Below are 10,726 nucleotides of genomic sequence, written 5' to 3'. Positions count from 1 at the left end.
TCCAGGGCATGTGCACCTCCAGGCTTCCATGCCCAAAGTGTTACCCATGTTCCCGGACTAATGTGTTACCTATGTACCCGGACTGTACCTTCTTTCCTCTCCTTCCCCCGGACCCCCATCCTCTCCTTTTCCTAAACCTTTTATGCCGCCTTCGGCGGGCTCTAGGTATGGGGCTTTTCTTATGGTGGGGGTGGCTGGATGCAATTCCCAGACAACGGCGCGTGGCTCATCCAGACGCGCAAACGCCCTTCTCGCCTTCTCCATTTTCGTATCAATTCCCACGCGATTCAATTCCCTGTCTTTCTCGCAAGTGACCTTCTCCTTCTGGATCGCCTTTGGGGAATAGCCCCAAACAGCGGCTCTCCGCGCATCGTGAAGGCAAAACAGGTTAAAGTCCGCGCCGAAGGCGCTTACATGGGATGCAAGGGTGCGAGCCCTTGCCCGCCGGAGGCGAAATCACCCGACTATTGCCGCGAAGCGGCTTTCAACTCCTGATTTTCCTCTCCATGAAATCAAAAGGGCAATCCCCTAAAAAAAGACCCCGCGCAAAAAAGCGCGGGGTCTTGTTTTTTCGTCGGATGGTCCGGGACTACCAGTCGCCGCCGAACGCATCTCCGCCAAGACCAAAATCGGCCTCGGGCTCGCCGCCGACAGCAGGACCGGCGGCCATGCCGCCTTCCTCGGCGGCACCGGCAGCAGCGGCACCGGCGACACCGGCGACCACGACGCCCTGGCTCTTGACCTTTTCCACTTCGGCCATGAGGTCGTTGAGCTTCTTGGTCATCTCGTCGAGCTTGTTGGAAGCCACGGAAACCTTCTGCTCACCGGCGGCATTCTGCGCGTCGATGGTCTTGATCTTGGCTTCCATGGGACCGATCTTTCCGGCCAGATCCTTCTTCTCGGCTTCCAGCTTCGCGACCTGGGCCTTGAGAGCGGCGTTTTCTTCCTTCAGACCGGCCAGGATGTCCAGGACGGCTTTGGCGCGGACGGCCTCGGCCTCGGGCAGAGCCTCGATTTTGACCTGGCTGCCGAGCTTGGAGATGTCTCCTTCGGCATAAGAGGTCAGACCGGGTTCCTGTTCGTAGATCCAGGCCTTGGACAGAGCCTGCGCCACGGGGGCGACGTCGGCGTCCAGAGTTTCAGCCTGGGTGATGTAAGCCAGCATATCGAGCTGAGTCTGGTCGGCGGCCTCGCCGCGCAGAACAGACACGAAAGCGTTCATGGGGAATACCTTAGCTTCAGCCATTTGATGCCTCCTTAACTAAGTAAGCTTCGTTTTTATGTTCACCCAGGCGACTATTTGTCGGCGCCCATGGGGATGCGGCCAATCTTCTTGGCATAGGACAGGGCCACGGTACGGTAGACCAGGTGGCCCAGCTTGGACCACGGCAGGTACGCGAGCATCATGAACACGCCGATCAGATGCACGTAGTAGATCGGGTAGGCCAGCAGGCCCACGCCCAGGAGGCGGAACACCAGAGCCCCGATACCGGTCAGGAAGATGGTCCAGATCAGGGCCAGCAGGTACCAGTCATACCAACTGGAGGACTGCTTGGCCTGGTCCAGGTTCACCCGGCGCTTGGTCACGGCGATGAGGCCGTAGATGCCGAGTCCGGCACCGACGAAGGCGAGGAGCTTGATCGGCGACCACAGAGGCATCGGAGTGTGGCCGATGGAGGACAGGATGTCGCCCAGGCCTTCCATGCCGATCTGGCGGAAGAACCAGCCGCCCCAATGTCCGCCGGCGACAACGCCGGTAACGATCATCAGCGCGATGAAGCCGAACATCAGGCCGCGGTGGCCGACGGCGCGCTGCACGTCGAGTGCGTCGGATTCCTCGTCGCTGCACTCCTGGAACTGGGTATGCTGGAGAATCTCGTATTTGACGGTGTCGATCAGGCAGGCGATGAAGCTCGGCTCATCCTTGCGGCCCACGATGAAGGTCTTGGGCTGCGCGTCAAAGGCCTTGAGCATGTTTCTGACGCCTGCGTAGAAGCCCCAGAGCATGAACAGGAAGACCAGGATGAAGATCGGGTCGATGGTGTAGTCGCCGGGGAACAAGCCGCCGAAAACGACCACGCCGTCTTCCACCGCTTTCCAGGCGTGGTTCGCCGCGTCCCACTCGAAGGTGGGGAACATGGAGCCGGTGACTCCGGCCATGATGACCCAGATGATCCCGTAGATGATCGCCGGAACGGCGGCCAAAGGCAGGATGCCGTTGGAGCTGGACATCAGCTTGCCGATGATCGGAAGCGGGGCCAGGTTGCGGTAGGCCATGTTGCGCAGTGCGGACAGCAGGTCGCCCGGCTTTGCGCCGCGGGGACACAGGTTGGAGCAGGTTCCGCAGTTGTGGCACAGCCAGATGTCGATATCATTGACCAGGCGGTCCTTGAGACCCCACTGGGCCCAGACCATCTCCTTGCGGGGGTACGGGCTGTCCGCGGGGGACAGGGGACAGACCACCGAGCAGGTGGCGCACTGGTAGCACTTCTTCAGAGAGTCGCCGCCTACTGCCTGCAACTCTTTTACGAACTTAAGGTCCGGTTGTACCTTGACGGTATTTGACATGCCGTACCTCCTAGTAACCCTTGAACGGGTTGGGGCCGAAGTTGGTGGTAATGTTGTTGACGAACTCGTCGATCAGTTCAGGTACCTTGTCGTACATGTCGATGGAGATTTCGTACTGTTCGACGCGTTCAGGCTCGACACCGAGGCGTCCCAGGGACTCGGCGATGTTCTCCTTGCGGCGGTTGCACAGTTCGGAACCCTTGACAAAGTGACACTGATAGTCGTCGCCGTACTTGCAGCCAAGCAACATCACGCCGTCAACACCCTTGGACATGGCGTCGGCGACCCAGATGGCGTTGACCGAGCCGAGGCAGCGCACAGGCAGGAAACGAACATACGGGGACCAGGACTTGCCGCGCATGGCGGCCATGTCCAGAGCCGGGTAGGCGTCGTTCTCGCAAGCCAGGACGATGATGCGGGGACCGCCTTCCTCCAGGGTGTCGGGGACCTTCACTTCCTTGATGGCCTGGCCGATCTGGCTGATGCCGTAGTTGGAGAAGCTGATGACGCGCTCCGGACAAGCGCCCATGCAGGTGCCGCAGCGGCGGCAACGGGTCGGGTTGGGCAGCGGAGTGCCCTTCTCGTCGTCGTCCAACGCGCCGAAGGGGCATTCCTCGGTGCAGCGCTTGCACTGGGTGCAGCGGGTGAAGTTGAACTCCGGGAAGCTCAAATCGCCGGACCGGGGATGCACGGACACGCCGCGGTTGGCGGACTCGATGCACTGGATCGCCTTGAGGGCGGCACCGGCCGCGTCTTCGGCGGCGAGGCCCAGGCCCATGGGCTGGCGCACGCAACCGGCGGCGTAGACGCCCGTGCGGCGGGTCTCGTACGGGAAGCAGATGTAGTTCGAATCAGCGAATCCGTCGAACAGCTCGAGATCCGGGAAGGCCGGGCCCTGACGGTAGACGAAGTTCATGGTCGGGTCGGCCGCGGTGGTCGGGACGATGGCGGTGGGAACCACGACCATGTCGGCAACCAGCTCGACGTCCTGGCCGATCAGGGTATCCTTGGCCTTGACGATCACGGAAGAACCGGCCTCGGCGACACCGGTGACGGTGCCCTTGGTCAGCATGACGCCCGGGTCGTCCTGAGCGGCCTGGTAGTATTTCTCGTTGATGCCGGGAACCATCATGTGATCGTAGATCACGTAGGCCACGGCGTCGGGGGCGAGTTCACGCACGTAGTTGGCGTGCTTCAGGGCGACCAGGGAGGTCAACTCGGAAGAGTACGCCAAATGCTTGGCGGATTCCTTGTCCGCGTAGACGAAATCCTCACACGCGCCCTCATCGGTTTTCTCGTCGCAGGGCAGCTCTTCTTCGCAGGCCTCGCCACAGGGACCGTAGGTGATGCCCTTGGTCAGCAGGGAGGTGTCCACGATGAAGGCCACGGAGGACGGGGTCCGGCCGTCGGCGGTCTTGATGGCCCCCTTGGCGGCCATGGCCTCGAACTCTGCGGCGGTGACCACGTTCTTGATGGAACCGTAGCCGAGCGGAGCCAGGAACTTGCCCTTGCCGGGAACCCAACCGGTGGCCATGACGACCGCGCCGATCTCGTATTCCTTGCCGGCGATGGTGGCCTTGTACTGGGCGGGAGCTCCGGCCAGGGAATCCAGGGTGGCGCCGGTGATGACGGTGATCTTGTCGTTGCCCTCGACCTTGGCGATCAGGTCCTTGATGTGAATCTGCTGCTCGCGCTCGGAATAGGGCGCGCCCAGCGGGAAGGACTTGTACATGGTCGCGGCCTTGCCGCCGAGATTCTCGGTCTTCTCGACCAGAACCACCTTGTAGCCCAGGCTCGCGGCGTTGAGCGCCGCATTCAGGCCGGTGAAGCCGCCGCCGACGACCAGCACGGTCTTGAAAGCGTCGGGCAGTTCGGGAGTGGGAATCCGGCTGTTTATCAGCTTGATGATTCCCATGTTGCAGTAGTCCTTGGCGATGACTTCCATCTGGCCGGGGAACTGCGGATCTTCCTCATAGGACCAGACGCAGTGTTCGCGCAGGTTGACGCGCTCCACCTGAACGGTGTCGCCGAACTTGAACACGTCCCACTTGGCGCGGGGCGAACAGGCGCAGCAGACCACGCCGTCCAGTCCGTGTTCAGCGATGTCGGCCTCGATCATGGCCTTGCCCTCGGGGCTGCACAGCACCGGATTGGACTTGGCCGCGACAACGGCGGAGGAGTGTTTGCCGTTGGCGCAGAACTGAGCCAGTCCTTCGACATCGAGATTGGCCCCGATGTCGCAGCCTCCACAAATATATACTCCAAGCTTTTCAGCCATTGGTTACCTCCCTACCACGGTTTGAATCGCCTTCATCGCGGCAGCGGTGCCGGACTGGGCGGTCTTCATGACGTCGAGCGGCTGCTTGGCGCAACCGGCGGCGATGATGCCCTCGCCGTCGATGACGAAACCGTCAGCGTCGATGGATCCAGCCGGAGCGCGCAGTCCGGCGCAGCTGGGCTGCATACCGGTGGCGAGCACGACCATGTCGTACTTCTCGTCGGTTTTGATGCCGGTCAGCGCGTTTTCCACGGTGACGACGGGATTGCCGTCGCGGTCCTCGACGATGGCGGCCACCTTGCCCTTGACCAGGCTGAGCTTGTCGTCAGCCTCGGTGAGGGTCTTGAACTTGTCGTAACGGCCGGGAGTGCGCAGGTCGATGTAGTAGATCGTTGCGCTGGCGTCGGAACGTTCCCGAACGTAGCGGACATGCTTGAGGGAAGCCATGCAGCAGATGTACGAACAGTAGTTCAGATGATTCTGGTCACGGGAGCCGGCACACTGCACGAAGGCGATCTTCTGGGGCTCGGAGCCGTCGGAAGGCCGCTTGATCTTGCCGTTGGTCGGGCCGTTGGGAGCGCACATGCGCTCGAACTGCATGTTGGTGACCACGTTCTTCAGCTTGCCCCCGCCCAGGTTGGTCAGCTTGGTGACGTCGTAGGGCTTCCAGCCGGTGGCCACGACGATGGCGCCGACGGCCAGGTCGATGGTCTTGGGCGCGTCGTCGAGATCGACGGCGTCATACGGGCAGGCGTTCTTGATGGCGGCCAGCTCGGTCTCGGAGGCGTTCTCGGCGTCCACAACGTAGCGCATGGGGAACATGAAGGGATGGGTCTTGTACGCCAGGCCGCGGGTGCCGGTGCCGAAATCGAACTCCGAGCTGACCATGCTTTTGGTGGCCTTCTCACACTCGCCGCAGGCGGTACACTTTTCGTTCACGTAGCGGGGACGCTGCGTGATCTTCACGTCGTAGTTGCCGACCGAGCCGGAAACGGACGTGACGTCGGCCATGGTAATGACCCTGACGTTAGGGTTGTTTTTGATGCGCTGAAACTGAATCTCAAGACCGCAGGAAGGAGGGCACAGCTTGGGGAAATACTGATTCAGCTGCGCTACCCGTCCGCCCAGGTAGGGATTGGTTTCAACGATGTACACCTCGTAGCCGATTTCGGCGGCTTCGAGGGCGGCGGTGATTCCAGCGAACCCTCCGCCTACTACGAGAATACTATTATTCGACATTCTCTTAACTCCTCCCGAATAAAGTTAGGCTCAAGCCAAAAAATGGCCTAAACCCGGACCGGGAGCGGTTTTCCCGGCCCGGATTCAGACCATTTTAGCCCCGGATTCTTAAGAGAGCGCGGGTCCGGGGACCCGCGCTCTCGGGGTGATCATTACCTAAGCTTAGGCGTCGGGGATGATCTTGACGTAGGGCTTCTTGAAGACGGTGGTCACGCCAGTGGCGGGATCGTAAGTGGAGTTACAGAAGCACTTCCACTTGGAGTCGTCCAGGCCCATGAAGTCGCCGCGGTAGTAGAAGCCCGGGTAACGGGATTCCTCGCGGAACTCGATGTGCTGCATGTGCAGGCGGACGGTCCACAGGCGATGGAACTGCTCCCAGCAGCGCATCAGCTCGTGCAGGTCACGGGCGGCGAGCTTCTTGGAGTCTTCTTCCATCATGCCGAGCAGCCAGAAGCCGGTGTTCAGCAGAGCCCGGGAGGTCATGTACAGGGTGCCAACGCCTCCGCCGTATTCATCGGTGCACTTGATGAGGCGCATCATGAAGTTGTGCGGGGTGATGTAGGCCGGGTTCACGACGGGGTCGGTGGAACCGGTCTTGTTGGCTTCGTAGGTGTACCAGGGCTGGTAGATTTCCTTCGCCATGTCGGCGGGGGTTTCCTTCAGCGCGGGCTTGAAGTCCTTGTGGTCCACGCACCAGCGCACCAGCTGCTTACCGACGATGCGGCCTTCAGCGTGGGAACCGGAGGAGAACTTGTGGCCGGAGGCGCCAACGCCGTCAGCGCAGGTGAACAGGCCGTTGACGGAGGTCATACGGTTGTACACTTTGCCGTTGTCGGCCTTGATCTTGTAGGACTCGGGAACCCAAGCCTCGTCCGGACCGGAAACCCAGATGCCGCAGCAACCGGAGTGAGAGCCCAGGAGGTACGGCTCGGTGGGCATGATCTCGGAACCGCGATCCTCGGGAGCGCAGTTGGTGGCGGCCCACAGGTTGGCCTGGCCGACGCACATGTCGAGGAAGTCTTCCCAAGCCTCGGACTCGAGGTGCTTCCACTCGGGACCGGTCAGGTCGCCGTTGACGGTGTTCAGCAGGGCGGTCTTGGTGTCCATGAAGATCGGGCCGCGGCCTTCACGCATTTCACGGAGCATCATGTGGTTACGCAGGCAGGTGGGGATGATGTGACCCTTGGCGTAGCCGCGATCCTCGTAAGGCTTCAGCATGGCGCGGTTGGTCTCGCAGTAGTCCTCACCCTTGTAGTTGGTGGCTTTGGCCTTGAAGAGCAGGAACCAAGCGCCGACCGGGCCGTAACCGTCCTTGAAGCGGGCGGGGACGAAGCGGTTTTCCATCATGGTCATTTCAGCGCCGACCTGAGCACACATGGTGTAGGTGGAACCAGCGTTCCAAACCGGGTACCAGGCGCGGCCCATGCCCTCACCGGTGGAGCGGGGACGGTAGACGTTGACGGCGCCGCCGCAAGCCACGACAGCGGCGTTGCAGGTGTAGACGTAAACTTTGTTTTCACGGGTGGAGAAGCCGACGGCACCGGCGATGCGGTTGGGCTCGTTGGCGTCCAGGAGCATCTTGACGATGAAGACGCGCTCTACGTAGCGGTCCTCGCCCAGGGCGTTCTTCGCGGCCTCGGCGACGATGCACTTGTAGGACTCACCGTTGATCATGATCTGCCAGCGGCCGGAACGGACCGGAGCAGCGCCGTTACGGATGGCCAGGCCCTCGGCCTTGGCTTTGGCGCCGTCGAGGTTCTTGCCGTCTTTCTTGACCCAAACGGGGAGGCCCCATTCTTCAAACAGATGGACGGAGTCGTCGACGTGACGGCCCAGGTCGAAGATCAAGTCTTCGCGGACGATGCCCATGAGGTCGGTGCGGACCATGCGGACGTAATCGTCGACATCGTTGTCACCGCAGTAGGTGTTGATGGCGGACAGGCCCTGAGCGACGGCGCCGGAGCGTTCCAGAGCGGCCTTGTCGCAGAGCATGATCTTCAGGGAAGGATCAACCTTGTCGGCCCAGCGGACGGCTTCAAAAGCGGCACCGCAGCAACCCATGCCGCCGCCGACCAACAGGATATCAACGTGCTGTTCGATGATTTCCGGCTCGGCGAGAGCAACACCCTTGGAGGCTTCTTTGATAGGAAGCAGAGGCATAGTTTTTCTCCTAATATTTGAAGTGATTCAAGTAGTCTAAATTAGACAAGATCCCGCAAGCTGGAACTAGACCAGGTTGCCGTAATCTTCCATCTTCCACTCTTTCTTCAGGTCGGCGTCGGTGACGGAGGCCTGTTCCATGACGGCGGTCTTCGGATCGACCAGCGCGGTCTCGGTGAAGAGGAGCTCGGAGTCCAGATCGCCAGGCTCGGGCTTGCCGTCGAAGGGCTTGATGGAACCTTCAGCGGTGGTGCGGATGGGGAACTTGAAGCGCTTCACGCTGCCATTACGGAATTTGATGGTCCACATGATGTCTTCAGCGGAACGCATCGGGATGGAGGTACCACCCATAGGGGCGAAGTCGGCGTACGGACGGGCTTCAATGGCGCCCTGGGGGCAAATTTTCACGCAGGAGTAACATTCCCAGCAAGCGGACGGTTCCTGGTTGTAGGCCTTCATTTCGGCGGGATCCAGGATCATCAGATCGTTAGGGCAAATGTACATGCAAGCGGTCTTTTCGCCACCCTTGCAGCCGTCACATTTTTCCGGGTTAACAAAGGTCGGCATAACTTCTCCTCCTAAATAGGGTTTTATTATTCATGATAACCGACATCCTCTACCTAAACGAAAATCGACGCCCTTTTTAACCGGGCGGAATTTGGGATTAGCAAGACGCAACCCCCTTGTCAACGTGAAAGTGAATTTTTGAACAAGCGTATAATGTCAACCAAAGCTCGGGGTTTGGGCTGATCGCCGGGAAAGGCCCGTACTGCAAGCATTCACACGCGCCGTAGGCGCGAAGCGGGCCGCAAAAAAACGACTATTGAAACCCTTACCGTTTTTAGTTTAAACAAACAAAGAATTGCAAGCCTTTTTTAAATTTAAACGGTAATATTATGATGACATTTTAACTAGCTGAAATAACAGGGTAAAAATACGGCAAAAAAACCCATGTTTTCTAGACTTTTTCCCGAAAACGTCTATCCGATCATCCCGACCCCTGATTGTGAACAAATTGTTGCAGGACGGGCAGAAAAAACCGCTTGACACGACTTTCACAAACAGCCAATAAAGGCGGACCCTCTAAATGGGAACTACTCATGGTCTTGCAAGCGGCCAAGGCGGCACGCCATGAATGAAGGCTATGGAATCACTGACTAAAAACTTAGGAGGCTTAAATGTCTAACCTCGTAGCACCCCACGGTGGAAAAGGTCTCGTTTGCTGTCTGCTCGAAGGCGCAGAGCTCGAAGCTGAAATTAAAAAAGCCGAAGGCCTGAAGACCCTCGATATTTCCGATCGCGCCAAGGGCGACCTCATCATGATGGGCATCGGCGGCTTCTCTCCGCTGAACGGCTTCATGAAGAAGGCTGATTGGGCCGGCGTCTGCGAAAAGTTCCTGATGGCCGATGGCACCTTCTGGCCCATCCCCATCACTCTCGACACCAATGACGAAGACGTCAAAGTCGGTGACGAAGTGGCCTTGAAGGCCAAGGACGGCGTCGTCTACGCGACCATGAAAGTCGAAGAAAAGTACGAGATGACCGAAGCCGACAAGAAGTGGGAATGCGAGCTGGTCTACAAGGGCCACGGCGAAGATTCCGCTGACGACAAGTTCTGGGAAGTCGCCATGGAAGACCACCCCGGCGTCCAGATGGTCATGGCTCAGGGCAAGTACAACCTGGCCGGCCCGGTCAAGGTCCTGTCCGAGGGCGACTACGCCAAGCGTTACCCGGGCGTATACCAGACCCCGAAGCAGATCCGCGCCGAGATGGAAAAACGCGGCTGGTCCAAGGTTGCCGCCCTGCAGCTCCGCAACCCCATGCACCGCTCCCACGAGTTCCTGGCCAAGATCGCCGTTGAAGTTTGCGACGGCGTGGTCATCCACTCCCTCATCGGCAACCTGAAGCCGGGCGACATCCCGGGTGAAGTCCGCATCAAGTGCATCCAGACCCTGATCGACAACTACTTCGTGCCTGAGAACGTCATCAACGCCGGTTACCCGCTCGACATGCGTTACGCCGGTCCGCGTGAAGGCCTCATGCACGCCACCTTCCGTCAGAACTACGGCATCAACAACATGCTCATCGGCCGCGACCACGCGGGCGTCGGCGACTTCTACGGCCTGTTCGAGGCCCAGGAGATCTTCAAGAGAATCCCCTACGCCACCGAAGCCTGCCCCGAGCCCGGCAAGGCCCTGCTTTGCCAGCCGATGAACATCGACTGGACCTTCTACTGCTACAAGTGCGACGGCATGGCCTCCATGCGCACCTGCCCGCACACCAAGGAAGATCGCGTCATCCTGTCCGGCACCAAGCTCCGCAAGGCCCTGTCCGAAGGCGCCGAGGTTCCGGATCACTTTGGCCGTGACGAAGTCCTGGTCATCCTCCGCGACTACTACGAGAACCTCACCGAAAAGGTCGAGGTCAAGATGCAGAAGGCCGCTTCCGGTCAGGACATGAAGTAAACAGATACATAAGCGG

The 10,726-nt window shown here is 59.9% G+C and carries 6 protein-coding genes and 1 pseudogene; 1 reads left to right on the top strand and 6 read right to left on the bottom strand.

The features are described from left to right. Window positions 1-589: 589 nt before the first annotated feature. The 6 genes and pseudogenes from PSN43_RS15100 to aprB all read right to left on the bottom strand — a co-directional run bounded on the left by PSN43_RS15100 (window position 590) and on the right by aprB (window position 8,812). Window positions 590-1,246, bottom strand: a complete 657-nt coding sequence (locus PSN43_RS15100; RefSeq protein ID WP_272701566.1) for a hypothetical protein — start codon at window positions 1,244-1,246, stop codon at window positions 590-592. Window positions 1,247-1,296: 50 nt separating this feature from the next. Next, a complete protein-coding gene (gene qmoC, locus PSN43_RS15095) occupies window positions 1,297-2,568 on the bottom strand; it encodes a quinone-interacting membrane-bound oxidoreductase complex subunit QmoC (RefSeq protein ID WP_272701565.1) in 1,272 nt (423 codons plus the stop codon). A 10-nt stretch (window positions 2,569-2,578) separates the two neighbouring features. Beyond that, window positions 2,579-4,846 carry a hydrogenase iron-sulfur subunit gene (locus PSN43_RS15090; protein WP_272701564.1) on the bottom strand — a complete coding sequence of 756 codons (2,268 nt, stop codon included), beginning with the start codon at window positions 4,844-4,846 and terminating at the stop codon, window positions 2,579-2,581. A 3-nt stretch (window positions 4,847-4,849) separates the two neighbouring features. After that, window positions 4,850-6,091, bottom strand: a pseudogene (locus PSN43_RS15085) (CoB--CoM heterodisulfide reductase iron-sulfur subunit A family protein); the annotation flags it as partial. A 156-nt stretch (window positions 6,092-6,247) separates the two neighbouring features. Further along, window positions 6,248-8,245, bottom strand: a complete 1,998-nt coding sequence (gene aprA / locus PSN43_RS15080) for an adenylyl-sulfate reductase subunit alpha (protein ID WP_272701563.1) — start codon at window positions 8,243-8,245, stop codon at window positions 6,248-6,250. Window positions 8,246-8,311: 66 nt separating this feature from the next. Beyond that, a complete protein-coding gene (aprB, locus tag PSN43_RS15075) occupies window positions 8,312-8,812 on the bottom strand; it encodes an adenylyl-sulfate reductase subunit beta (protein WP_272701562.1) in 501 nt (166 codons plus the stop codon). A gap of 611 nt (window positions 8,813-9,423) precedes the next feature. Between aprB and sat the strand changes: the two genes are divergently transcribed. Then, window positions 9,424-10,710, top strand: coding sequence for a sulfate adenylyltransferase (sat, locus tag PSN43_RS15070; protein ID WP_272701561.1), 1,287 nt, complete (start codon window positions 9,424-9,426; stop codon window positions 10,708-10,710). The last annotated feature ends 16 nt before the right edge of the window (window positions 10,711-10,726 follow it).

Origin of the sequence: Desulfovibrio sp. Fe33, assembly GCF_028532725.1 — a bacterium.
In the GTDB taxonomy this organism is placed as follows: Bacteria; Desulfobacterota; Desulfovibrionia; order Desulfovibrionales; family Desulfovibrionaceae; genus Pseudodesulfovibrio.
The sequence above is the reverse complement of the archived record's forward strand: the minus strand, read 5'-3'. Positions and strand labels throughout refer to the sequence as shown.

Bases quoted from the DNA above. Each gene is read 5' to 3' on its own strand.
- PSN43_RS15100 (WP_272701566.1), bottom strand. From the start codon at position 1,246: ATGGCTGAAGCTAAGGTATTCCCCATGAACGCTTTCGTGTCTGTTCTG.
- qmoC (WP_272701565.1), bottom strand. From the start codon at position 2,568: ATGTCAAATACCGTCAAGGTACAACCGGACCTTAAGTTCGTAAAAGAG.
- PSN43_RS15090 (WP_272701564.1), bottom strand. From the start codon at position 4,846: ATGGCTGAAAAGCTTGGAGTATATATTTGTGGAGGCTGCGACATCGGG.
- aprA (WP_272701563.1), bottom strand. From the start codon at position 8,245: ATGCCTCTGCTTCCTATCAAAGAAGCCTCCAAGGGTGTTGCTCTCGCC.
- aprB (WP_272701562.1), bottom strand. From the start codon at position 8,812: ATGCCGACCTTTGTTAACCCGGAAAAATGTGACGGCTGCAAGGGTGGC.
- sat (WP_272701561.1), top strand. From the start codon at position 9,424: ATGTCTAACCTCGTAGCACCCCACGGTGGAAAAGGTCTCGTTTGCTGT.